Origin of the sequence: Haladaptatus cibarius D43 (assembly GCF_000710615.1) — an archaeon.
Taxonomy (GTDB): Archaea; Halobacteriota; Halobacteria; order Halobacteriales; family Haladaptataceae; genus Haladaptatus; species Haladaptatus cibarius.
This window is the reverse complement of sequence record NZ_JDTH01000002.1, coordinates 1,247,327-1,272,107: the sequence shown is the minus strand read 5'-3', so window position 1 is coordinate 1,272,107 and position 24,781 is coordinate 1,247,327. Positions and strand designations below refer to the sequence as shown.

The 24,781-nt window shown below is 60.3% G+C and carries 22 protein-coding genes; 12 read left to right on the top strand and 10 right to left on the bottom strand.

Annotated elements, in window-relative coordinates; all coding sequences use genetic code 11:
- Window positions 1-82: 82 nt before the first annotated feature.
- Window positions 83-5,185, bottom strand: coding sequence for a S8 family serine peptidase (locus HL45_RS11985; protein ID WP_049971325.1), 5,103 nt, complete (start codon window positions 5,183-5,185; stop codon window positions 83-85).
- 363 nt (window positions 5,186-5,548) lie between these two features.
- Here HL45_RS11985 and HL45_RS11980 point away from each other — a divergent pair, with 363 nt between their 5' ends.
- From HL45_RS11980 to HL45_RS11945, 9 genes are all read left to right on the top strand, one after another.
- Window positions 5,549-6,760 carry a LeuA family protein gene (locus tag HL45_RS11980; RefSeq protein ID WP_211250873.1) on the top strand — a complete coding sequence of 404 codons (1,212 nt, stop codon included), beginning with the start codon at window positions 5,549-5,551 and terminating at the stop codon, window positions 6,758-6,760.
- A 290-nt stretch (window positions 6,761-7,050) separates the two neighbouring features.
- Window positions 7,051-7,188 (top strand): hypothetical protein, encoded by a 138-nt coding sequence (locus HL45_RS20855; RefSeq protein ID WP_158413694.1) that lies wholly within the window; start codon window positions 7,051-7,053, stop codon window positions 7,186-7,188.
- Complete coding sequence (gene ilvB / locus HL45_RS11975) at window positions 7,185-9,020, top strand: biosynthetic-type acetolactate synthase large subunit (protein WP_049971323.1); 1,836 nt, start codon at window positions 7,185-7,187, stop codon at window positions 9,018-9,020. Before HL45_RS20855 ends, ilvB begins: the two co-directional genes overlap by 4 nt.
- Window positions 9,017-9,748: an acetolactate synthase small subunit gene (gene ilvN / locus HL45_RS11970; RefSeq protein WP_084156897.1), complete on the top strand. Its 732-nt coding sequence runs from the start codon at window positions 9,017-9,019 to the stop codon at window positions 9,746-9,748. The genes ilvB and ilvN overlap by 4 nt, the downstream gene beginning before the upstream one ends.
- A gap of 11 nt (window positions 9,749-9,759) precedes the next feature.
- Window positions 9,760-10,806 (top strand): ketol-acid reductoisomerase, encoded by a 1,047-nt coding sequence (gene ilvC, locus HL45_RS11965; RefSeq protein ID WP_049971322.1) that lies wholly within the window; start codon window positions 9,760-9,762, stop codon window positions 10,804-10,806.
- Window positions 10,799-11,146 (top strand): hypothetical protein, encoded by a 348-nt coding sequence (locus HL45_RS11960; RefSeq protein WP_084156895.1) that lies wholly within the window; start codon window positions 10,799-10,801, stop codon window positions 11,144-11,146. The genes ilvC and HL45_RS11960 overlap by 8 nt, the downstream gene beginning before the upstream one ends.
- Window positions 11,143-12,564: a 3-isopropylmalate dehydratase large subunit gene (gene leuC / locus HL45_RS11955; RefSeq protein ID WP_049971321.1), complete on the top strand. Its 1,422-nt coding sequence runs from the start codon at window positions 11,143-11,145 to the stop codon at window positions 12,562-12,564. The genes HL45_RS11960 and leuC overlap by 4 nt, the downstream gene beginning before the upstream one ends.
- Window positions 12,561-13,175, top strand: a complete 615-nt coding sequence (leuD, locus tag HL45_RS11950) for a 3-isopropylmalate dehydratase small subunit (RefSeq protein ID WP_049971320.1) — start codon at window positions 12,561-12,563, stop codon at window positions 13,173-13,175. Before leuC ends, leuD begins: the two co-directional genes overlap by 4 nt.
- The gene (locus tag HL45_RS11945) at window positions 13,172-14,155 is read left to right on the top strand and encodes an isocitrate/isopropylmalate dehydrogenase family protein (protein ID WP_049971319.1); all 984 of its coding nucleotides are present in this window, start codon (window positions 13,172-13,174) and stop codon (window positions 14,153-14,155) included. The genes leuD and HL45_RS11945 overlap by 4 nt, the downstream gene beginning before the upstream one ends.
- Before the next feature lie 31 nt (window positions 14,156-14,186).
- Here the strand turns inward: HL45_RS11945 and HL45_RS11940 are convergent, their stop codons facing one another.
- Window positions 14,187-14,417: a hypothetical protein gene (locus tag HL45_RS11940; RefSeq protein ID WP_049971318.1), complete on the bottom strand. Its 231-nt coding sequence runs from the start codon at window positions 14,415-14,417 to the stop codon at window positions 14,187-14,189.
- A gap of 229 nt (window positions 14,418-14,646) precedes the next feature.
- On the opposite strand from HL45_RS11940, the gene HL45_RS11935 reads away from it, so the two are divergent.
- Window positions 14,647-15,228, top strand: a complete 582-nt coding sequence (locus tag HL45_RS11935) for a hypothetical protein (protein ID WP_144240075.1) — start codon at window positions 14,647-14,649, stop codon at window positions 15,226-15,228.
- Between the two features lie 37 nt (window positions 15,229-15,265).
- Complete coding sequence (locus HL45_RS11930; protein WP_049971316.1) at window positions 15,266-15,712, top strand: VOC family protein; 447 nt, start codon at window positions 15,266-15,268, stop codon at window positions 15,710-15,712.
- A 15-nt stretch (window positions 15,713-15,727) separates the two neighbouring features.
- Here the strand turns inward: HL45_RS11930 and HL45_RS11925 are convergent, their stop codons facing one another.
- The 8 genes from HL45_RS11925 to HL45_RS11890 form a co-directional block, all read right to left on the bottom strand.
- A complete protein-coding gene (locus HL45_RS11925) occupies window positions 15,728-16,057 on the bottom strand; it encodes a hypothetical protein (RefSeq protein WP_233274763.1) in 330 nt (109 codons plus the stop codon).
- Window positions 16,058-16,213: 156 nt separating this feature from the next.
- Window positions 16,214-16,999, bottom strand: a complete 786-nt coding sequence (locus HL45_RS11920) for an ABC transporter permease (RefSeq protein WP_049971314.1) — start codon at window positions 16,997-16,999, stop codon at window positions 16,214-16,216.
- Window positions 16,996-17,988 (bottom strand): ABC transporter ATP-binding protein, encoded by a 993-nt coding sequence (locus HL45_RS11915; RefSeq protein ID WP_049971313.1) that lies wholly within the window; start codon window positions 17,986-17,988, stop codon window positions 16,996-16,998. The genes HL45_RS11920 and HL45_RS11915 overlap by 4 nt, the downstream gene beginning before the upstream one ends.
- A gap of 46 nt (window positions 17,989-18,034) precedes the next feature.
- Window positions 18,035-19,351, bottom strand: a complete 1,317-nt coding sequence (locus HL45_RS11910) for an aspartate aminotransferase family protein (protein ID WP_049971312.1) — start codon at window positions 19,349-19,351, stop codon at window positions 18,035-18,037.
- A 28-nt stretch (window positions 19,352-19,379) separates the two neighbouring features.
- The gene (locus HL45_RS11905; protein WP_049971311.1) at window positions 19,380-20,714 is read right to left on the bottom strand and encodes a dicarboxylate/amino acid:cation symporter; all 1,335 of its coding nucleotides are present in this window, start codon (window positions 20,712-20,714) and stop codon (window positions 19,380-19,382) included.
- 467 nt (window positions 20,715-21,181) lie between these two features.
- On the bottom strand, window positions 21,182-22,897 hold the full coding sequence (gene ilvD / locus HL45_RS11900; protein WP_049971310.1) for a dihydroxy-acid dehydratase: 1,716 nt from the start codon (window positions 22,895-22,897) through the stop codon (window positions 21,182-21,184).
- Window positions 22,898-22,963: 66 nt separating this feature from the next.
- A complete protein-coding gene (locus HL45_RS11895; protein WP_233274762.1) occupies window positions 22,964-23,206 on the bottom strand; it encodes a hypothetical protein in 243 nt (80 codons plus the stop codon).
- Window positions 23,207-23,289: 83 nt separating this feature from the next.
- Window positions 23,290-24,177 (bottom strand): sulfurtransferase, encoded by an 888-nt coding sequence (locus tag HL45_RS11890; RefSeq protein WP_049971308.1) that lies wholly within the window; start codon window positions 24,175-24,177, stop codon window positions 23,290-23,292.
- Between the two features lie 101 nt (window positions 24,178-24,278).
- Between HL45_RS11890 and HL45_RS11885 the strand changes: the two genes are divergently transcribed.
- Window positions 24,279-24,608 carry a hypothetical protein gene (locus HL45_RS11885; protein ID WP_049971307.1) on the top strand — a complete coding sequence of 110 codons (330 nt, stop codon included), beginning with the start codon at window positions 24,279-24,281 and terminating at the stop codon, window positions 24,606-24,608.
- The last annotated feature ends 173 nt before the right edge of the window (window positions 24,609-24,781 follow it).

Here is a 24,781-nt window from a genome sequence, read left to right as displayed (position 1 = left end):
AACCGCGCCGAGTTGTTCGTTTGTATTGGTTCCGTCTACGAGATTAGTTTCGTCTCGAATCAGTTCGGAGTCGGTAGCCGCCTTATGCGACCACCTCGAACTGACTGTGTTCGCCCGTCAAGGCAGGCATTTCGACTGGAACGTCCGGATGCGAGACGGTCTGATTGCCTGCCGTGAGGACGGTAATCGACCCCGCTTTGGTTTCCTGGAGGCTGGAAACGGCGAACTCGTACTCGCCGGGTTCCGTCGATTCGTCGATGGCGTAGCTGAACTCGACCGTCGTGCTCTCGCCACCGTCGAGGGTCACCTGCCGGGAGCTTTGTGGAGCGTACTGTTCCATCATTGCCGGTGCGCCGAGCGCGCCGTAATCCGGTTCGACGGTGTCCGAAGCGGCCATGAAGAAGAGCCAAATCGTCTGCGTCGCGGTTTCGTCGCCCGTGTTGGTCAGCGTGGCGGACACCGTTATCTCATCGCCCTGTTCTGCTTCTTGGGGGCCGTTCACGTCCGACACTTGGAAGTACGCCGGGTCGGGTTCGCTCTCGACGACGGAGATGTCCGCCAGCCGCTGGTCGTCGTCCGTCGTCACTCCGTGTTGGTACGAACCGACTTCACTCGGCATCGTCGCCGTGAACTCGACCGTCGCGTTCGCGCCGGGGTCGAGCGTCCGTTCCGACGCGTTCTCGACCGCGCCGTCGAACAGGTAGTCGATGGACTGCGTTCCGGCGGCGGTGCCGGTATTTTCGACGGTTGCGCTGACGGTCACTTGCTCGCCAGCGTCAGCCTCAGACGGTGCGTCGAGTTCCGTCACTTCGAAGTTCGATTCGTCGGATGACTCGTTTTCGGTGACGGTGATGCTCGTCGAGGCGACTTCGTCGGCGGAGACGCCGTGCTGGTAGTCGCCGACCGCCATGTTCGAACCGATGGCGTAGCTAAATTCGACGGTCGCGCTCTCGCCGCCGTCGAGCGTCACCTGCTCGCTGAGTTCCGATTGCGATTCGAGCAACACCGAACTACCGAAGTCGGTGCCCGGCGGGAAGTAAAACACCGTTCGAGTGTCCTCCTGTTCGCCGACGTTCGTGACCGTCGCGGAGACGGTGATTTCTTCGCCCTGTTCGGCTTCGCTCGGTGCGCTCACGTTCGAAACTTCGAAGAACGTTCCGAGCGTCAAGTTCTGCGTCGTCGTTCCGTTCGCCGCGACTTCGGCGAACGTGATGTCCGAGTCCGGGTAGCGGTCGTGCGTGGTTCGGAGCGCGTAGGTACCGCGGTCGAGGTTCTCGATGCGGTAGTAGCCGTTTTCGTCGGTCGTCACGTTGAACGCGCCTTGGTCGGCGTCGATGACGTTCGCACCTTCGACGGGGATTCCTGCTGCGTTGGTGACGTAGCCTTCGATGACGCCCTCAACAGGTTCGACGGTGAAGTCAACGCCGTCCACCGTCTCTCCGGGGGCGACCGTGACAATTTCGTCCGGGCGGTAGTCGCCCGGCGTTTCAGCAACGTTCACGACGTACGTGCCTGCCGTGACGGTGAGCGAGTAGCTTCCGTTCTCGTCGGTCGTCGTTTCGTGGATGTTCCCGTCGTCGTCTTCGGCGGCGACGGTGACGTTTGCGACGCCTTCACCCGTGTCCGATGCGGTGACCGTTCCGCTGATGGTTCCCGGCGTGGGGTCGAGTTCGACGTTCAACGTCGCGGTGTCGTCTACCGGAATCGTGACGTTCTCGGTCACGTCGTCGTAGCCGTCAGCCGACATCGAAACCTCGTGCGTTCCCGACGGAACGCCGTCGATTCGGTACTCGCCGTTCTCGTCGGTCACGGCGGTGTAGTTTCCGTCATCGACTGCCACGTCGATCGAGACGGTTGCGCCTTCGACGGGGTCGCCGGTGGCGGTGTCAGTGACAGTTCCGGTCAGGTTGCCGCGGTCGATGGTGATGTCGAGGGGCGATTGGTCGCTGTCGTCCTCGCTCGACACGACGTGGAGCCAGTCTATCGAGGGGTCTATCTCGTCGTCGAGGGTGTGGGTGAACTCGACGGTTTCGCTCTCGCCCGGTGCGAGCGTGACGTTCGCGGTCGTCTCGTCCTGTGCGCGCGCCGTGCCGTCGGCGGCAGAGCCGAAACCGCTGAGGTAGGCAACCGAGTTGGCGAGGAGCAGGTCACCATCTTCAGTGAACTCGTCCTCCTCGGTGAAGTAGTCGCGCCCGACGGCCGACAGGAGCACTTCGTTTTTATCGTCGTTGACGGCCACGGCAGGGCCTGCACTGCTCGAACCGTAGTCGGCGTCGGCCAAGATGGTTCCGCTGTAATCGTCGAACCAGCTACCCCAGATGGTGCTCCCGGTGAACACCTCGACGGAGTCGCCGACTTCACCGACACCGGTGAAGACGGGGTGGTTCTCCTGAATGTCGATGGTCACTGGAGGCGACGAATCGCTGCTGGCGTCCCGTTCGACAGGGTCGCCGCGGACGTTGTGGAGTCGATACACGCCGTCGGCGTATGCGTACGACGAGGCTCCTTGGTACGAATCGAGGTAGACAGCACTTTGGTCGGCGTCCAGTTCGTCGAGGAAGTCAGCGGCGACTTGGTCGCTACCGAATCGTTGAACGACGAACGTGTCGTAGTCGTCCATCGCGCCCGGTAGCTCGTCTGCTGTCACGACATCGACGTTGTAGATGTCGGTGTCGAGGTGTTCTTCGAGCGTGCTGGCGATGTTGTCGCCGTGTTCGTTGTCCGACACGTCAACCACGGCCACGTCAACGTTGCGCGGCATCGTGTCGTACTCGACGGTCTGCTCGTCAGTCGCATTACCCGTATTTTCGACTTCCGCAGTGACGTTGACCGTTTCACCGGCGCTGGCCTCGGCAGGCGCGTCGGTGATGGTGACGTCGAAGAACGCTTCGAACACGGTGACGTCCGCGGTTTCCGAATCGTCTTCGGTGAAGACACCGTGTTCGTAGGTTCCGTTGCCGATGTCACTTGTGTTCGCGTCGAACTCCACCGTAGTGGATTCACCGGCACCGAGCGTCACGTTCTCCGACAATACCGGGGTTTCGAGGTCATTGATGCGGTATTCGACGGTTTGAGTGTCTTGCTGATTGCCCGTGTTCGTCACGTCTGCGCTCACGGAGAGCGTTTCACCTTGCTCGACTTCGTCCGATGCGTTCAGGTTCGAAACGTCGAAGGACGACCCGAGAATGGTCATCTGACCGGTTTCCGAGTCGGACTCCGAGAACACGCCGTAGTGAACGGTTCCACCCGGCAGTTCCGACGTATCGACTTGGAACGTCACCGTCGATTCGTGCGGTCGGTCAACCGGGTCGTCGATGCCTTCGGGGGCCATATCGACCGGCGTCGTCGCGGCCGGTTCGCCGTCCCCGAGGTCGCTTTCGTTCTGCGCGATGTGGAGTTCGATTTCTTCGAGTGCGCCTTCCTCACCGAGGTTTTCGAGGTCGGCGGTGATGTTGATCGTCTCACCCTGCTCGGCTTCGTCGGGTGAACTGAGGTTCGAAACGTCGATTTCACCGTCTTCGAGCGTTCCCTGCACTTTCTGCTGTAGCAGGTTCAAGTCCGTGTACGTGACTTCGCCGTCGCGGTTCATATCCGCGAGGTTCGGGTTGAAGTTCGCCGGGTCGTGCCCCGCGAGGTACTGCTGGGTGAGTTGCACGTCCTGCACGGTGACCGCGCCGTTCTCGTTCACGTCGCCCAACTCGGATTCGGGGATGAATATCATCTCATCGACCGCCGCGTAGGCGTCGATGATACCTTTCCCATATCGAGTGTCCTTTTCGTCCTCGGGTGCGTCCCAATCATCGGGCTTTTCAGCCGAGGCTTCGAGCGCGGTTTCGATTTCTTCGACACTGGCGTCAGGGTTAGCCGACCGCATCAGGGCGACCGTTCCCGCGACGTGTGGGGCGGCCATCGACGTTCCCGACAGTTCCTGATAGCTCCCGCCCGGTTCGGCGCTCAGCACGTCAACGCCGGGTGCCGAAACGTCAGGTTTGACGAACGTGTCCGGCCAGTCTTCCGGTGGGTTTTCCCAGTTGCTTTTGTCGATTTCCTGTCCGCTGGAGAAATCCGCGATGTCCCGGTTGCTGTCGGACGCACCGATGGACAGCGAGTTGAAGTCGTTGCCGGGCGACCCGACACAGCCTTCCCCGGAGTTGCCCGAGGAACTGACGAACGTCGTTCCGAGCGACCGGGAGTTTTCGATTACTGGAATCCACGCGTCGTTGTAAACAGGACCGAACAGGCCACAGCCAGCGCCGAGGCTGAGACTCGCCACATCGGCGTTTTCCTCGACGGCCCACTGGACGCCGCCGATGACGCCCTCGGTCGAACCGCTACCGCCGGGGATGACCATTCCGTGAATCAAGTCCGCTTCGGGTGCGACGCCGATGGCAGTGCCACTGCTGGCACCGCCCATCGCGGTCGCGCTGGTGTGCGTTCCGTGGTAGTGACTGTCCCGTGGCTCTGAGCCGGGAACGATGTTCCCGCTGTCATCGAACTCCGCCCATCCACCGGGATACGTCGGGTCGGACGGGTCTTCGGTGTACAGTTCTATATCCGGGTGTTCAATATCGACGCCGGTATCGAGGACGGCGATTTTTGCACCCTCGCCTCTGGTTCCGAGTTCGTCCCAGACTTGCGGTGCGCGAATCTGGTCTAATCCGTACGTCGGGTCGTCGGGGGTCACGTCCCCGTCGGCGGACGATTGGGGTTCGGGAACCGTGTACTCCCGACTTTTGACGATGGATTTCACGCCGTCGATTGTGGCCAGTTCGTTGATGTCAACTGCTTCGGTGTTGATGGTCACCGAGACGGCGTTCACCAACCAAAATTTGTTCTGTACTTCGACAGCCTCTCGGGATTCGAGTTGCGAGACAGGTTGTTCTCTCGTCTCGGCGGCGTGCTCTTTGAGGTGTCGTATCGCCGTCTCGTCGTCCATCTCAGAAGCGACTGACGTTTGTTCGAAAAGCACGAGAACCTGTACGGTTCCCTCCGCTCCCTCCAACGCGGGGTCGATTGTCGCGTCGGGGACGTTTTGTTTTGTCTGTTCTGCTATACCTCCGACCGATGTCGCGTTCTGTTCCGCCGTGGCTCCTGCGAACCCGACAGCGCCGGTACCGATCACCGACAGTATCATCAGAAGCGACAGAAAAATCGCGTCAATATATTTTCTTCTTTCGTTCGTCATGTTGTCTTTTCCTAGTCTCGTACAATATTTGCACAGTTGATGCAAACATGTACGGCAGTATAAGTTGGTGATTATCTAACTAATAATTATTGCCTAGGTTACTACAAAAAAGTTAATATGCTACAGTAATTCAGTTATTGGCTGAGAATCTGCCCTAAATTACTAATTTTCCAGAGCCGGAACGCTCCGCCCGCTATTGGACGAAAACCGTTCGACTCCTTAATGAGTATAATCACACACCACTGTGTCGATGGGTTGCGATTCCGTCATAGTACTGTTCTAGTACATACTGTTTCCGTCTGAAACGACCTGTCTGACGGCAATGCTTAAATATGAGGTCGCCACTCCAATCGAGTACAATGTCTGAAAACGACAGCACCTCCGAGAGGGGGGGTCGAGTTCTTCGAGGGCACGTTAGCCCACACCGACGAGATTGAAAACGTTCGAATTTTCGACACGACGCTCCGCGACGGCGAGCAGACGCCACGCACCTCGTTCACGCCGGACGAGAAGCGCGAAATCGCGGCCGCGCTGGACGAAATGGGAACCCACGTCATCGAGGCGGGATTCCCGGCCAACGGGGACGCCGAGTTCGAGGCCGTCCGCGACATCGCGGAATCGACGCAAGCGACGACCTGCGCGCTGGCCAGAATCGTGGACGGCGACGTGGAAACTGCAATCGATACCGGCGCGGACATGGTTCACATCTTCGCTTCGACCAGCGACGTGCAAATCGAGGATTCGATGCACGCCACGCGGGAAGAGGTGAAAGAGCGCGCCGTGAAAGCCGTGAAACGCGTCGCCGAGGCGGGTGCGAGTCCGATGTTCTCGCCGATGGACGCGACGCGAACCGACCCGGAGTACATGGACGAAATCGTGGAAGCAGTCACCGACGCGGGCGTCGAATGGATTAACGTCCCCGACACCTGCGGCGTGGGGACGCCCGCCCGATTCGCCGACCTCGTGGCGCGAATCCGCGAGCACACCGACGCCAGAATCGACGTGCACACCCACGACGATTTCGGCATGGCCACCGCGAACGCGATGGCCGGGTTGGAAGCGGGCGCAGACCAAGTGCAGGTCAGCGTCAACGGCATCGGCGAGCGCGCCGGAAACGCCGCCTTCGAGGAGGTCGTGATGGCCGCCGAAGGCGTCTACGGCGTCGATACCGGCATCGACACGACCGAAATTGCCGAAATTTCCGAAATGGTCGCAGAGTACAGCGAAGTACCGGTACCCGTCAACAAACCCGTCGTGGGCGCGAACGCCTTCGCCCACGAAAGCGGGATTCACGCCGCGGGCGTCATCGAGAACAGCGACACGTTCGAAACCGGCGTGATGAAACCGGAGATGGTCGGCGCTCGCCGCGAGTTCGTCCTCGGCAAGCACACCGGGACGCACGCGGTACGGAAACACCTCAAACAGTCCGGATTCACGCCGACCGAAACCGAAGTCCGGCGAATCACCCGCCGGGTGAAAGACCGAGGCGCGGAAAAGGAGCGCGTCACGGTGAGTGACGTACAACAGTTCGCCCGCGAACTGGGCGTCGATTCTCGTGAGGAGGCGAGAGCGTAACCATGCCTTCTCGCGTTCGTTCTACCATCGTTCAGCGACGGCGATTCGAAAAATCGTGCGTGACAATGCCAAGGGGCAAAAGTTGCCCGACGCGTAAGGGCTATTTCCATGGCCGGAAGAAGAATGCAAACACAGATGCGACAGTCACACACGACCCTCGATTCGGCGGAGTCGAGCGTCGCGGCTGTCGAGCGCGTACTCGGTATTGTAGGGGTCTAGTTACCCCTACACTATTCTCTCCTCCGACCCCTGAATCGCCATCCAACAGCCCCGAGTGTACGCGTAAACCAATGTCAGAAACACGACCGACAGCCAAACGGTATCGACCGAAGTTCGACTCGCACCGACGACCGACCGATGAACAGCAACCGCCAACCGACCGGTATCGACCGAACATCGACACGCGAACCGAGGTGATGGATTCGTGAGCGAAAATGCGGTTCGCACCGTCTCCGAATCCGAGGAATCGAACGACGAACCGACTCGGAAGCCAGAACCGAACGCAGAAGAATCCGAGACGAGCCAGCGGTCGGCCGATTCGACCGAATCGGCCGACCCCGCCGACGCTACCGAACCACAGACGGGCGCGAGCGCAGTCGTCAACGCGCTGGAATCCGCAGGCGTGGAAACCCTGTTTGGGGTTCAGGGCGGCGCGATTATGCCAGTGTACGACGCGCTCGGCAAATCCGAGTTGCGTCACGTCACGATGGCCCACGAGCAGGCCGCGGCCCACGCCGCCGACGCCTACGGCATCGTCGCCGGAACGCCCGGCGTCTGTCTGGCCACGTCCGGGCCGGGTGCAACGAACCTCGTCACGGGACTGGCCGACGCGGACATGGACTCCGACCCGGTCGTCGCCCTGACGGGGCAGGTGCCGACGAACTTCGTCGGCAACGACGCATTTCAGGAGACGGACACCACGGGCGTCACGGCCCCCGTCACGAAGGCGAACTACTTCGCGGGCGAGACGGAAACCGTCGGCGACACGGTCGGCGAAGCGTTCGCGCTCGCCAGCGAGGGTCGGCCGGGGCCGACCCTCGTGGACTTGCCGAAGGACGTGACGCTGGCCGAAACAGATGCACAAGAGTCCACGTCCGAAACGCCGGAACATTACAACCCGCAGGAAAAACCGGACGCCGACGCGGTCGCGGAGGCGGCCCGGACGCTGGAGGCCGCAGACCGACCGCTGATTCTGGCCGGTGGCGGCGTCATCAAGGGCGATGCAAGCCCGGAACTGCGGGCGTTCGCCACCGAACACGACATCCCGGTGGCAACGTCGATGCCCGCCGTGGGCGCATTTCCGGAAGACCACGACCGATCTGTTGGGATGGTCGGCATGCACGGAACCGGCCCCGCGAACATGGCCGTCACGCACTGCGACACCCTCCTCGCAGTTGGGTGTCGTTTCGACGACCGACTGACCGGGGGCGTCGATTCGTTCGCGCCGGAGGCAACCGTCGTCCACATCGACATCGACCCGGCGGAGATTTCGAAGAATGTCTACGCCGAGGTTCCGGTCGTCGGAGACGCCGGAACCGCGCTTTCGGAAATCGGCGCGGAGATGGAATCGCCTCCCGATGCAAATCAGTGGCGCGAGCAGGTCGCCGACTGGCAGGACGAATATCCGATGACCTACCACGCGCCCGAAGACGGGCCGGTCAAACCCCAGTTCGTCGTTGAGGCGTTCGATGCTGTGACCGCGGACGACACCATCGTTACCACCGGGGTCGGCCAGCACCAGATGTGGGCAGTTCAGTTCTGGACGTTCACCGAACCGCGGACGTGGGTGTCCTCGCATGGCCTCGGAACGATGGGCTACGGCCTGCCCGCCGCAATCGGCGCACGAATGGCCGCCGAGGACGACCAGCAGGTCGTCTGCTTCGAGGGCGACGGCTCCTTCCTGATGACTGTGCAGGAACTGTCGGTGGCAGTCCGCGAAAACATGGACATGACCGTGGCCGTCCTGAACAACCGCTACATCGGCATGGTTCGCCAGTGGCAGGACGCCTTTTTCGACGGCAACCGGGTCGCCTCGGAGTACGACTGGTGTCCCGACTTCGGCACCCTCGCCGAAGCCTTCGGGGCGCAGGGATTCACCGTCTCCCACCCGGACGAAGTCGCTGAAACCGTGGCGGCCGCGCTGGAGTACGACGGCCCGTCCGTCATCGACTTCCACATCGACCCCGGCGAGAACGTCTATCCGATGGTCAAAAGCGGCGGAGCCAACGGGAAATTCGCCCTGTCGGAGGAGCAACTATGAGCGGCGAAGATTCGACCGACGAAGAGACAGCGAACGGACAATCCGCTTCGATTCCCTCGGCGGGAATGCCCGGCCCTGCGCCGGACGAACGACCGCATCCGGAAGGCCGACGGAACGCGCAGGGTGTCCGAATCGACCCCGACGCGGAGGCGGAACCTGACCGCCGAACCGCGGTGGTTTCCGCGCTGGTCGAACACGAACCCGGCGTCCTCTCGCAGGTGTCGGGTCTGTTCTCCCGGCGGCAGTTCAACATCGAGAGCCTGACCGTTGGCAGAACGACGGTCGATGGTCATGCCCGAATCACACTGGTCGTAGAGGAAACTGACCACGGCATCGAACAGGCGCGAAAGCAGTTGGCCAAACTGCCGACCGTGATTCAGGTCGGCGAACTGGACGACAACGCGGTTCGGGCCGAACTCGTCCTGTTGAAAGTTCGGGGCGATGAACCGGACAAAGTCCACGCCATCACGGAGATGTACGAGGGCCAGACGCTGGACGCCGGGCCGCGAACCATCACGGTGCAGATTACCGGCGACCAGCGGAAAATTGACGACGCAATCGACGCTTTCCGACAGTTCGGCATCATCGAAATCGCGCGGACTGGACAGACCGCGCTGGCACGCGGCGACACGCCGACGACACCCGGGGAAGAACCGGGACACTCCACCGAACCGACCGACGAACAGTACCCCGAAACGACGGAAACCGACAGCGACGACGATACTTGAGGATTTCAACAATGACGAACCAAACCACGATATACTACGACGACGACGCGGACGACGCACAACTCGCAAACAAGACGGTTGCCGTCCTCGGCTACGGCAGTCAGGGTCACGCCCACGCGCAGAACCTCGCGGAAAGCGGGGTAGACGTGGTCGTCGGCCTCCGCGAATCGTCGTCCTCGCGGAAGGCGGCGGAGGCAGATGGACTGCGGACTGCAACACCGAAAGAAGCCGCGAGCCAAGCGAACATCGTCTCGGTGCTGGTGCCGGACACGGTTCAGCCCGCGGTGTACGACGACATCGAATCCGAACTGGACGCGGGCGACACCCTCCAGTTCGCACACGGCTTCAACATCCACTACGGCCAAATCGAACCGCCGGAGGACGTAGACGTGACGATGGTCGCGCCGAAGTCGCCGGGCCATCTCGTCCGGCGGAACTACCAGGCTAACGAGGGGACGCCCGGATTGCTCGCAGTCTATCAGGACGCCAGCGGCGAGGCGAAAGACGAGGGACTGGCATACGCGAAAGCAATCGGCTGTACCCGCGCTGGCGTGGTCGAAACCAGCTTCCAAGAGGAGACGGAAACCGACCTGTTCGGCGAGCAGGCCGTGCTCTGTGGCGGTGTCACGGAACTCATCAAGATGGGGTACGAGACGCTCGTGGACGCAGGCTACTCGCCCGAAATGGCCTACTTCGAATGCCTGAACGAGATGAAGCTCATCGTCGACCTGCTGTACGAGGGCGGCCTCGGCGAGATGTGGGATTCGGTGTCCGACACCGCCGAATACGGCGGTCTGACTCGGGGCGAGGTCGTCGTGGACGACCACGCCCGCGAGCAGATGGAGCAGGTGTTAGAAGAGGTTCAAAACGGCGAGTTCGCCCGCGAATGGATTCTGGAGAATCAGGCCGGACGACCGGGCTACCGCCAGAAGCGACAGGCCGAAAAGAGCCACGAAATCGAAGGAGTCGGTGGCGAACTGCGGGAGTTGTTCGCGTGGGCCGATGCGGAAGAAGAAGCGAAGGAAAAAGAGCGAGAGGAGGTGCCAGCAGATGACTAACGATATTTCGAAGAAATATCGAAACGAGCGGAGAGCGGCACGAGGCTCCGAAGGTGCCTCGCAACAGCGAGCCGCGAGTAACGAAAATCAAAAAATGGCCAACGTGAGCCACGTACACCCCTACGCCGACCAAGGCGCGATGACGCGGGTGTTCAACCGCGGGCCGGTTACGACGGACGGCGGAACCGCGGGTGACGAGGAACGGACAGCAGACGATTCGAAGACGACCGCAGAGGAACCACGGACGATGGACGAAATATCGCACACCCCGCCGGAAGGGGCAGGTGACTCGTCCGAAGTCTTCGAACGCGGGTACGAACATCGGGTAGGGAATACATGAGCAAGGGAACGCTGTACGATTCGGTCTGGGACAGACACCGCGTCACCGACCTGCCGACCGGGCAGACCCAATTGTTCGTCGGCCTGCACCTCATCCACGAGGTGACGAGTCCGCAAGCCTTCGGGATGTTGCAGGAGCGCGATCTGGAGGTCGCCTACCCCGACCGAACGCACGCAACGGTTGACCACATCGTTCCGACCGCAGACCAGTCGCGGCCCTACAGCGACGACTCCGCCGAGGAGATGATGGCCGAACTGGAGGAAAACGTCCGAGAGGCGGGCATCGACTTCTCGCACCCCGACTCGGGCGACCAAGGCATCGTCCACGTCATCGGCCCGGAGCAGGGCCTCACGCAACCCGGGATGACAATCGTTTGCGGCGACAGCCACACCGCCACGCACGGCGCATTCGGCGCGTTAGCGTTCGGTATCGGAACCAGCCAGATTCGGGACGTGCTGGCGACGGGAACCGTGGCGATGGAAAAACAGGACGTGCGCCAGATTCGCGTCACCGGCGAACTCGGGGCGGGCGTCTCCGCGAAGGACGTAATTTTGGAAATCATCCGCCGACTCGGCACCGACGGCGGCGTCGGCTACGTCTACGAGTACGCGGGCGAAGCCATCGACAACATGGGTATGGAAGGCCGGATGAGCATCTGCAACATGTCCATCGAAGGCGGCGCTCGCGCCGGGTACGTCAACCCCGACGAGACGACGTTCGAGTACCTGCGCGAGACGGACGCCTTCTGCGACGACCGCGACAAATTCGAGCGACTGAAACCCTACTGGGAGTCGATTCGGTCGGACGAGAACGCGAAATACGACGACGTGGTCGAAATCGACGGCGACGAACTGGAACCGACGGTGACGTGGGGGACGACGCCCGGACAGGGCGTCGGCATCACGGAACCGATTCCGGAACCCGACGACCTGCCGGAAGCGAAGCGCGAGACGGCCCGACAGGCACAAGAACACATGCGAGTCGAACCCGGCGAGACGATGGCAGGGTACGACATCGACGTAGCGTTCCTCGGTTCCTGTACGAACGCCCGACTGCCGGATTTGCGACAGGCCGCGGAACTCGTGGAAGGACGCGAAGTCCACGGCGACGTTCGCGCCATGGTCGTCCCCGGAAGTCAACGCGTGAAGGCGGCCGCGGAGGAAGAAGGCTTAGACGAAATCTTCCGCGAGGCCGGTTTCGACTGGCGAAACGCCGGGTGTTCGATGTGCCTCGGCATGAACGACGACCAGTTGGACGGCGACGAGGTTTGTGCCTCGTCCTCGAACCGGAACTTCGTCGGGCGGCAGGGCAGTCCGGACGGGAGAACCGTGCTGATGAGTCCGGCAATGGTCGCCGCCGCCGCGGTTCACGGCGAAGTGACCGACGTTCGGAAGATGCAGGAGGTGGCGAAAGCATGAACGATGAAAGCGTAACCGAAGAAATAGAGACGGAATCCGGAACCGGCGTCGCGGTTCGCGGCAACGACATCGACACCGACCAGATAATTCCGGCGCGATTCATGAAAGTGGTCACCTTCGACGGATTGGGTCAGTTTTCCTTCTTCGACCAGCGATTCGATTCCGCGGACAATCCACAGCCCCACCCCTTCAATCACGACCAGCACCGAGACGCCTCGGTGCTGGTCGTCAACGCGAATTTCGGCTGTGGCTCCTCCCGCGAGCACGCGCCGCAGGCGCTCGCTCGCTGGGGAATCGACGCCATCGTCGGCGAGAGTTTCGCCGAAATTTTCGCGGGCAACTGCCTCGCGCTCGGGATTCCGACCGTGACGGTGGATTCCGAGACGGCAAGCGAACTACAAGATTTCGTCGAATCGAATCCCGACGCCGAAATCGAGGTTGACGTGGCGAGCGAAACGGTTCGCTACGGCGGGCAGAAAGTCGAGGCGAACGTAGATGATGCCCAGAAGAAAGCCCTTGTAGAGGGTATTTGGGACACCACCGCACTGATGAAATCGAACGAAAACGCAATCGCAAAGACCGCGGAAAGCCTGCTCTACGTCGAACCATGACCAAGCAAATCGCGGTCGTTCCCGGCGACGGAATCGGACAGGAAGTCGTCCCGGCAACCCAGCGGATTTTGGAAACAGTCGGCCCGGACTTCGAGTTCGTGGAAGCCGACGCGGGCGATGCCGTAAAAGAAGAAACCGGAACCGCGCTTCCCGACGAAACCCGCGAACTCGTGGCCGAATCGGATGCGACCCTGTTCGGCGCGGCGGGCGAGACGGCGGCGGACGTTATTCTCCCACTTCGCCAAACAGTCGATTCGTTCGTCAACGTCCGGCCCGCGCGGGCCTATCCCGGAACGGACGCTTTGCGCCCCGAAACCGACCTCGTGTTCCTCCGCGAAAACACGGAAGGCGTCTATGCAGGACACGAATCCAGACTGACGAACGACGTTGCGACCCTGACCCGGGTCGTCACCGAATCCGCTTCGGAGCGACTCGCGGAGTTCGCCTGCGAGTACGTCGAAGAGCGCGACGAGGACGGCTTCACCATCGCGCACAAGGCCAACGTGATGCGCGAAACCGACGGCCTCTTCCGGGAGACGGTTGACCGAGTGGCCGACGTTCGCGGTATTCCCCACGATGAAGTCCTGATGGACGCGATGGCGACCCACCTCTGCCTGAACCCGGAAGCATACGGCGTGGTCGTCTGTCCGAACCTCGCTGGTGACGTGCTCTCCGACCTCGCCGCCGGACTGGTCGGCGGGTTAGGCCTGCTCCCCTCGGCCAACATCGGCCCGGAAAACGCCCTGTTCGAACCGGTTCACGGCACCGCCCCGGACATCGCGGGCGAGGGCGTGGCGAACCCATGCGCGACGATGTTCTCCGCCGCGATGCTATTGGAGCATCTGGGCTACGACGAGGAGGGCCAGGCGGTTCGCGGTGCTGTCGAATCCGTGTTAGAAAACGGCCCGCGAACGCCCGATTTGGGTGGCTCTGCTGGCACTGCCGAGGTCACCGAGGCAGTGCTGACGCGACTACCGTAACGACTCGTTTTGCTTGTTCGACTGTCGGAAGTTAGAATAGACCGGAGAGTACCCAAAACAGGCCGAAGATGCCGAGGAAAACGAACGCGATTCGCATCATCAGTTCCTTCCAAACCGCGGGTTCGACCTCGTCCCACGCGGTCGTGCTTCCGATGGAATCCAACCGCTCGCTGAATCGGGAGGGGTGGTACGAATAGCGATAGCCGAGCGCGCCGACGCCGAGGCACGCGAGGCCGAGGAGTAATTTCTCGAAATCTGCCATGATTGAGATTTCGTTTCAAAACATATATTTCCTGTTACTTCGGGAAGAAAACAGCCTTTCGTCGTCTCTGGCGAACTGTTGTCGTATTCATTCGGTTTCACCACCTATTGACATTCACGCCACGGAAACCATCATTGTCGAAAGACTGAACGACGAATTCTCGGATTCCATACCACGTCACGACACGCTAACGAAACACTCATTTCGAAAACCATTCATCAATCTACTGATGAAATACAAGTCGATCTCTCTGCCTGTTGCAGTAGCAACGCTGGTTCTCCTCGCGGGGTGTGCTGGGTTTTTCACGCAAGACGAGTCGAATACGACGACAGGAACGCCGGAGACAGTCGAACCGACGACGACTGAGATGACCGAATCGACCACCACGACACAGCAAACGAACAGTCGGGTCGGCATTCGGGACGCAGAACTCGATTCGTTTGCGCGGACTGGAATCGACTGCGACCGGAATCCGACAACGCTCAAGTTCAGGAAATCCACCACGACCGACACCATTTCCATCTCGGTGCAGGGGCGCGTTCGCGTGAATGACACTGGCATCGTAGTGGAACAACCCGAACTGGAGAAAACCGGGCCGACGACGTACCGACTGAATATCGAGACGCACGCCGCGGAGAATGGAACAGTCGGGCGGAGTTGCCTCGCTGAGGCAGGTTACGAAGCGACCGTTCTTCTGCCGAACCTAGCCGGAACCGAACTCGTTGTTTCCCACGACGGCGAAATGAACGGTTCCATCGGACATCAAACCGAATCCGGAGAAACGTCGCAGGCGGAAACGACGACGGGGTAACCGAAACGGCTACTGCCGACTTCCGAGTACGAATGGTATGACCCTCCTCGACGGCGTCTACGAAACACACATAGAAGTGACAGACCTCGACCGAGCGATGAAATTTTACGGCGATACGCTCGGACTCGAACTCGGTCGCCACGAAGAAGAACGCGGAATCACCTTCTACTTCACCGGCACGCCGCGTTCGATGCTCGGGGTGTGGGAGGAAGACGACCCGGAGCCGGGGCATTTCGCGTTTCGAGTTGCGGAAAATCGGGTAGACGAGATGCTTCCCTTCCTCGAAAAACGCGACATCGAACCCCGCGCCGCGTTCGGCGTCGAACCCGACGAGCCAATCGTCCACCCGTGGATGCCGAGCGCGACGGCGTACTTTTCCGACCCGGATGGTAACTCGCTGGAACTGTTGGCTGATTTGTCGGACGACCCTGACTCGGATGGGAAACCGATGCCCCTGAGCGAGTGGCACGAGCGACAGAACTGACGACGCTCTCCAATTTTACGTCGGCTTCCAGCCGTCGATTTCTCCAGCGTCCGCGACGTGTGCGAGTTGGAACAGAACGATGGCGAGCCATACTCCTGCTCCAAAGCTGGTTATCTGTGCCATGGGTAGGTCGAAGGTGAACAACGCCCAAAAAACTCCGATGGCGTAGAGACAAATCACCAGAATGCGTCCGGAAACGCCGATTCCACGAAACCAACTGCCGACTCGCTTCCCGAAAGAACTGTGGCTGGCTGGCCCTATCGCAATCACGAACAGACCGAATCCCGGAGCGACCAACTCCCACGAAATCGAGTCGAACGGATAGATATCCGTTAGAACTACCATGGAAATCAGACTCGTAGACACAATCTCCCGCCACGTTGGTGGGCGGTTTGGAATCCACGATGAGATGATTTCGGAGACCATCTAGCCGAATACTGTCGGTCAATCGGTCAATAAACGTTCGATTTGCTGACGGAACCAACCGTCCACGCCTAAAACTCAGTCAGTCAATCCATATCCGCGCCGGAACAGATACGCATCGACCAGCATGAACGCCACAGTCAGTCCCGACAGCACCGCCAGCGAGAGATTCGGGTTGACCTCTGACGCCCCGAGGAATCCGTAGCGAATCCCGTTGACCATGTACACCATCGGATTGAGCAGGGTGATGTCGCGGAAAATTCCCTCAGGGAGGCTGTTGACGGTGTAGAAGACCCCGCCGAAGAAGACGAGCGGGCGGACGAGGAACTGGTTCATCATCGTTAGATTGTCCCAGTCTTCGGCCCAGAGGCCGCCGACCACGCCGATGCTGGAAAACAGGAGCGTGATAACCAGCGCGAAGGCGAGGAGATAGAACGGTTTTGCGACGCCGACGCTGGTGAAGAACGTACCGATAACTGCGATGAGCGCCCCGACGAGCAGGCCGCGAACCGCGCCGGAGACGATGTAGGCCGCGACCATCCGCGAGTAGGACATCGGCGACGTGAGCGCTTCCTCGATGTAGCGGTTCCAGCGCCCGTGGAAGATAGAGAACGACGAGTTCTCGAAGGCGTTCGAAATCGCGCCGAGAACCACGAGTCCAGGGAGAATGAACGTGATGTACTCCACGGTCAGGCCGTCGAACTGCATGGTTCCGACGCGCTCGCCGAGGACGACGCCGAACACGGCGAAGTACAGCACGTTCGTGACGAACGGCGGAACGAACGTGTTTCTGGGTCTTCGCAGAAATCGCAGGATTTCCCGTCGCGTGAGTGTCACGAACCCAGTCAAACCGACGTTGCTCATTGCTGTCCCCCGTCAACGACTGCAGAAACCGTCTCTTCTTCTGCTTCTTCTGCGGCCGTTTTTCCTTCCTCGGTTCGCGTCATCGACACGAACACCTCTTCGAGCGAGGTTCTGGAGATGTCGAAATAATCGATGTCGAACCCTTTCCGGTCGAGTTCGCGGACGAGTTCCGGCGCGAGTAGTCCGGCTTCCTGTGCCGTGATGATTAGGTCGTCGCCATCGAGTTCGACCGACTGAATTTTATCTCGCCCCGTGGAGAGGTACGGTTCCTCCTCCGGCGGATTGCGGAGCGTGACCGTGATTTTGTCCGGGCCTTGGTTCATCAACTCGTCGGGACTCGCCACTTCCACGATTCGACCCGAATCGAGAATCGCCACTTCGTCACAGAGTCGTTCGGCCTCCTCGATGTAGTGGGTCGTGAGCAACACCGTGGTTCCCGACTCGTTGAGTTCGATAATCGTCTCCCACAGTTCGTGGCGGATTTGCACGTCCACGCCCGCTGTCGGTTCGTCTAGAATGAGCAAGTCGGGGTCGGTGATGAGCGCCCGAGCGAGCATGAATCGGCGCTTCATCCCGCCGGAAAGCCAGTCGAATCGCGTATCGCGTTTGTCGTAGATGCCGACCCGTTTCAGCACCTCGTCAGCTTTTTCTTTCGCCTCGGATTTCGGGATTCCGTGATACCCCGCCTTGTGTTCTAACACTTCCCGAATCGGGAAGAATCGGTCAACGTTGAACTCCTGTGGCGCGAGGCCGATTCGGTTGCGTGCCTCGCGGTAGTCGTCTTCCACGTCCGCACCGAACACCGCCGCTGTCCCGCCGGAGTTTTTCACCAGTCCGACGAGGATGTTGATGAAGGTCGTCTTGCCCGCGCCGTTCGGGCCGAGCAGGCCGAAAAACGACCCTTTCGGAATGTCGAGCGAAACCCCCTTCAGCGCCCGCACGTCGCCGTACTGTTTCTCTAAGTCCCTGATACGTATCGCAGAATCCATTGAGAATTTGGTAGCAGACGGGCAGGGTTAAGCCTGCTGAACCGGGTCAGAGGTTCGCAAGCACGTCGTCCGCGTCATCCAGGTACGATTTCAGATGTCTCTCGTCGTGGGCAAACGAGAGGTGGTGGCGCTTGTACGGATTCGGCGTAAAGAAGTGCCCGCGTTCGCGCATTCCAGCGGCAAAGTCGCGGAACGTTGCTTCGTCCAGACCGAAGATGTCCTCGTACGTTTCCGGCTTGTCCGTCACCCCGAACTGGAGGCTGAAGATGCTCCGATGGCCGACGACGCGGCCCGAAATACAGTGGTCGGCAAGCAGGTCACGAAGTCCGTCGCGGTATTTCTCGCCGAGGTCGGTGACGTGGCTCTGTACGTCTTCTTCAACGATGGTGTCAATCGTCTCGCGCGCCGCGGCCAGTCCGGGGAGATTCCCGGAGTATGTACCGCTGATGACGACGCCGGATTTGTTGTCGCCGCCCGCCTGCGACAGCAGGTCTTCGCGCCCGCCGACCGCCGCGACTGGGTAGCCGTTTCCGAGCGCTTTCGCCACGCAGGTCAAATCCGGGGTGACGCCGAACTCGCCCTGCGCGCCGTGTGGCGAGTGTCTGAATCCGGAAATCACCTCGTCGAAGATGAGCGGTACGTTGGTCTCTTCGGTCAGTTCGCGGAGGGTGTCCAAAAATTCCTGTCGGGGCAGAATACAGCCGACCGAGTGCGGAACCGGTTCGAGGATGACGCCCGCGAGATCGTCGCCGTGTTCGCGGAAAACTTCCTCGACTGCTTCCGAATCGTTGAATGGAACGACCAGCGTGTTTTCTACCGCCGAGGAGAGCATTCCCTCGGATTCGGGATACTGCTCACCGAGGCTGTCTTCCGGCGGGTAGACGCTCACGTCCACGTAATCGTGCCAGCCGTGGTAACAGCCCTCGAATTTGAGAATTTTCTCGTTGCCCGTTTTCGCTCGGGCGAGTCGAATCGCGTGGTATGTCGCCTCACTCCCGCTGTTGCAGAAGTTGACCTGTTCGACGCTCGGAATGGTTTCGACCAATCGCTCGGCCACTTCGACTTCGAGTGTGGTTGTTCCCGCGCCGTAGAGGACGCCGCCGTCGATGGCTCTCCGGGCGGCGTCGTCCACCGAATCGTGAGCGTGGCCGAGGATGATTGGGCCGAATCCGAGGTGGTAATCCGTGTAGTCGTCGCCATCGACCGTCGTGAGCGTCGCGTCTTCGGCGCGCTCGAAGGCAACGTCACCCGTGTCGTAGGCTTGTGCGCGGAGGCCGGTTTGTGCACCGCCGGGAATGACCGTTTTCGCGCGTTTTACGATTCGTCCGCTTTCCGTCGCATCGCTCGTGGATTCTTGCGTCATAACTGAAAGGAAATCGAATTGTTGTTCGCTAGTCGTCAGTCGCTGGTGTTCCGACGCTCCCCGTGTCAGCACCCTTTCCGGCCCAAACGCCGGTCGAGAAGTCGATGGCGTCGTTCCACTTCGCCACGAGAGTGGTCACGGCGAGGTCGCCCGTGATGTTGTTCATCGTCCGCATACGGTCGAGTAGGGGGTCGATACCGATAACGAGGGCAATCGCCTGAATCGGGAGGCCGACCTGCGTGAACACGACCGTCATCATGACGATGCTCGCGCCGGGGACGCCCGCGGTTCCGATGCTTGCGATGAGTGCAGTAACGAGGACGCTCAACTGCTCCGCTATGGTCAGCGACCTGCCGACGACGTTCGCGGTGAAGATGGCGGCGATACCGAGGTACATCGCCGTTCCGTCCATGTTGATTGTCGCACCGAGCGGGAGCGAGAAACTGTACACCTCTTGGTCGATTTTGAGGTTCTCGTCCGCGTTGGACATCGTCACGGGGAGTGTCCCGCTGGACGAGCGAATGCTCAGGGCCGTCATCATTGCGTCCTTGCCACCGCGGAGGAACGCAATCGGGGACTGGCCAACGAGTCCGCTGACGATGATGAGCAGGTAGACGACCGAAATCTGAAGGCCGATTGCGATGCCGAGCGTCGCAAAGAGTTTGAACAGCGAGAAGATGGCTTCCGTGCCGGTTTGGGCGAACAGTGCCGCCATCAGTGCGAACACGCCGATGACGCCGTACTCCATGACACCCCAGACGATTTTGAACGTCACTTCGGCACCCGCCTCGACGGCGTCAAAAATCGTCTCGACGCCGTTGTAGACGCTCGACCCGACCTCCGCTTCGTCACGGACGAACGTTAGGCCGATACCGAACGCTAGCGCGAAGAAGATGACGCTCAAAATTTGTCCCTCGGCCATCGCACCGAACGGATTTTCGGGAACGATGTTGAGGAAGACCTGTCCGAGGCCCGGTGACTCCTTCGTTTCCACGGCGGTCTTTTCCATCGCATCTTCGAGCAGAAGACCGACGCCGGGGTCGATGACGTTGCTCACGACGAGCCCGATGCCGATGGCAATCATCGTCGTGAAGAGATACAACAGGATGACTTGGCCACCGACCTTTCCGAGGTTTTGCGGTGAGAGGTTCCGGGCGGCCATGATGAGTGTAAAGACGACGATAGGGATAATGACCATCTTCAGCAGTCGGACGAACAGGTCGCCGAGCGGCTGGAGGTTCGTCGCCGGTTCGCCGACGACGAGTCCCACGATGGAGCCGAGGATGAACGCGGTTGCGATTCGGTAGATGATGGGCACCGACCGATAGCGTTGCCACGCCCAGTGTACAGTACTATTCGTCATACTCTACCAATGTACATCGAAACTTCCCAAAAACAGTTTCGGTTCCTCATAAAATGGGTTAAGGAACCTATGTGTTGGAATTTAAGTTTGCTATTTTATGTGTGGTGGATGAATATACGAATACCGAACTCCTCCCGGTGATTTCGACCGCTCAGTACCATCGAAATAGAAATTTCGATTCAGAATCCATACTTTTAGACTGTTTTATACCGGTTCAAAACATGACTGTTCCGAACCATTTTATTTATAAATAGGTGTTGTGTAAATTTCCGGAACATCTCGGGCGCAGGCGTGACGAGTTGGGTTCGTAAAGCATGTTCTTTTGGTGGCAAAATCCGAATCAAAAACCGTCGTCACCTCCTGACCGTCGCTCGGAACGACTCGCCGTGCTCGTCGGTCATCACCCCGCGCCTGCCGTTCCTCACTCTTGGAGTTTCTCGCCCCGACTGTTCCGCAGTCGGGCGTACTCACTCCCGCTTCGCGCTCGGGTTCGTCACGGCGCCGTTCGCTGCCGACCCGAACGAGGCACCGTATTTGGCGAGAACCCCCGAAGAGTACGGCGCTTCTCCGGGTTCCCAGTCGTCCAATCGCTCGGCAAGTTCCTCGTCCGAGAGCGCAACTTCCAGTCGTCGGTTCGGAATGTCAACCGTCACCTCGTCGCCGTCTTCCAGCACTGCGATTGGTCCGCCGTCGCGGGCCTCCGGCGCGACGTGGCCGACCATCGGGCCGCGGGTTGCACCCGAAAACCGTCCGTCGGTCAGAAGCGCCACGTCGTCCTCGTGACCCTGTCCGACCACTGCCGCAGTGACGCCGAGCATTTCGCGCATTCCGGGGCCGCCGCGGGGGCCTTCGTTGCGGATGGCGAGCACGTCGCCCGATTCGATGTGGCCCTCTTGGACGTACTGCATCGCGTCTTCTTCATTCTCGAAGACCCGGGCCGGGCCGGTGTGGTGGAAGGCGTCGTCGCCGGTTACCTTCAGCACTGCACCGTCCGGCGCGAGATTTCCGGTCAGAATCTTGATTGCCCCTTCCTCGTGGAACGGGTCGTCTGCGGGTCGGATGAAGTCGGCGTCCTCGTCCACCGCTCCCGTGACGCCCAGATGGTCGAGTTCCTCTTCGATGGTTCGGCTCGTCACTGTCATGGCATCGCCGTGGAGATGGCCCGAATCGAGCAGTCGGCGCAGAACGGTCGGCACGCCGCCGATTTCGTGTAAGTCTTGCATCACCCGCGACCCGCCGGGTTGGAGGTTGACGATTTTCGGCGTCCGCCGCGAAATCTCGTCGAAGTCATCGATTTCGAGGTCGATTCCGGCTTCCGCCGCGAGCGCGAGCAGGTGTAACACCGCATTGGTCGAACCGCCCATGGCAACCTGCACCGCGATTGCATTCTCGAACGACTTTCGGGAGAGGATGTCGGATGGCTTTCTGTCGTTTTCCACCGCGTCCAAAACGAGTTCGCCCGCATTCTCCGCGACGTCGTATCGTTCGTCCGACTCGGCGGGCGGACTGGCGGAACCCAGTGGAGCCAGTCCGATGGTTTCGCTGATGGATGCCATTGTGTTCGCGGTGAACATTCCGCCGCACGACCCCGCGCCGGGACAAGCGTCGTGTTCCAGTTCGACTAACTCCTCTTCGGTCATGTCGCCGTGAGCCACCGCGCCGACGCCCTCGAAGACGTTTTGCACCGTGACTTCTCGCCCCTCGTGTTCGCCGGGAAGGATTGAACCTCCATACAAAAAGACGGTCGGCAGGTCGGTTCGAACCGCCGCCATCATCATCCCGGGGAGGTTTTTGTCGCATCCTGCTACCGTCACGAGGGCGTCCATTCGCTCGCCGAACGCGACGAGTTCCACGCTGTCGGCGATGACCTCGCGCGAGATGAGGCTGGCTTTCATCCCTTCCGTGCCCATCGAAATCGCGTCGGAGATGGTGATGGTGCCGAACTCGATGGGCATCCCGCCCGCGGAATCAACGCTGTCGATAGCGGAATCGGCCACGTCGTCCAGATGGACGTTACAGGGCGTGATGTCCGCGGCGGGGTTCGCCACCCCGACCATCGGGGAGGAAAGGTCGTCGTCGTCGAACCCCATCGCCCGAAACATGGCGCGATGGGGGGCGCGCTCCGGCCCTTCCGTCACTTCACGGCTTCGTAAGCTCTCGTCCTTTTCGCCGCTATTGCTCATAACTGTGGGTAAGGGTGGCGCGGGGGGTTAAAGACTCGCCAAGCGACAGACCTTGCTGTCGAATCGCTACTCCAGTTTTGATAAAATCTCCCTCGTCAGTTCTCGCGCCCGCTCTACGTGTTCATCTGCTTCCTCGCTTCCTGTTTCATCGACGTGCGAGAGCAGTTCGTCGGCCTGCGAGACGCGCTTTTTCACGACGGATTCGGGCGCGTCTCTTGCGTCCCCGACGACTGCTTCCGCCTCTCCGAGATATTGACTCGGTCTAGTTGCTACCGGCAGGGAGGCAGTCGCTTCGAGGTGACCATGCAAGTCGCCGACGAGTTGGTGAATCTCGGTGATAGTGGCGATTCGTTGGCGACTTCCTTCGATGTGTCGCTATTCACTCCTTTTCGCTACTCCTCTTCCCCTGTCTCAATGGGTGCGCGAACCAGATTACCCCACTCCGTCCACGACCCGTCGTAGTTCCGCACGTCGTCGAAGCCGAGCAGTTCGTGCAGGGCGAACCATTCGATTGAGGAACGTTCCCCGACTCGACAGTAGGCGATAACCGATTCTTCACCGTCAACGTCGTGGTCGGCGTAGAGGTCGCGGAGTTCCTCGGCGGATTTGAATCGACCGTCGTCCGCGAGGACTTCCGCGACCGGGACGTTGCTCGCACCCGGGATGTGGCCTGCGCGCTGGGCCGTCTCGTTCAACCCTTCAGGGGCGATGATTTCGCCCGTGAACTCTTCGGGCGAGCGAACGTCAACGAGGGGGAGTCCGGATTCGAGTGCCTTGTCCACGTCGTCCTTGTAGGCTCGAATCCCCTCGAAGGGGCCGCGGGCGTGGTATTCGACTTCGGGGAAGTCCGGTTCCTCGTCGGTCAGTTCGTGGCTGTTTTCGACCCAGTAATCCTTCCCGCCGTTGAGAACGCGGGCGTCTTCGTGGCCATAGTATTTGAACTCCCAGTAGGCGAACAGCGCGAACCAGTTGGGAATCCAGCCATCGCCGTAGAAGACGACGGTCGAATCCTCGCCGATTCCGGCATCGCCCACCACCTGCTCGAAATCCTCCTTTTTGAGAATATCGCGCTCCGTTTCGTCCGAGAGGTCTTCGTCCCACTGCATCCCGATTGCGCCGGGAATGTGGCCCTCGTCGTAGCGCGACGGGAAGTCGCTGTCTGGCGACTCTGGACTGTTCACTTCTACGAGTCGGTAGTCAGGGTCGTCGCTTTGGAACGCTTCTACGTGGTCTTCCACCCAGTCCGCCGAGACGAGTACGTCGTTTGCGTAGTCTGGCATCGAGGGATGGACGACCGGGAAAGTCAAAACGTTCGCGGCCAGTTCGTCGCAGTTCGAAGGGAGTTCGGGTTCTATCTCGCACAGCCAATACGATTACTTCGATGAACCACGTCGATTCGGATATGGCTCTTGGGACGGTACGCGAGACGATGGCAGTCCTCCGCGAATCGCAGGAGGCAATTGGAGAGGGTCGAACTGCGATTCACGAAGCGAAAATGGAAGTTACGGCACGATACGAAAGACGAAAGCGACAAGTCGAGGCCATCGAGCGAGCTATCGAACTACTCCAAGCCGACGGCCCGGACACCGACCTCCAGCGTCTCGTTACCATGCTCAATCTCGACCGGAGGAGTGAGAACGATGTCACTAACGGAGAGCACGAAACCGATTCTCACCGGCTATCATCCGCGCACTCGACAGAGGCCACTTGACCGCTCCGCGATTCGTCCGAATGAACCGCAATATTTGCCGAGAGAGGCACAGTATTTTCTATCTTGAAAGAATAATTTCCCGTATTGGAAATCTAAAGTCACAATAGGGGAAGTTATGGGAGTATATGGGAAACATAACCGTCACGTTTATAAATTATACCTCATATCTTTTA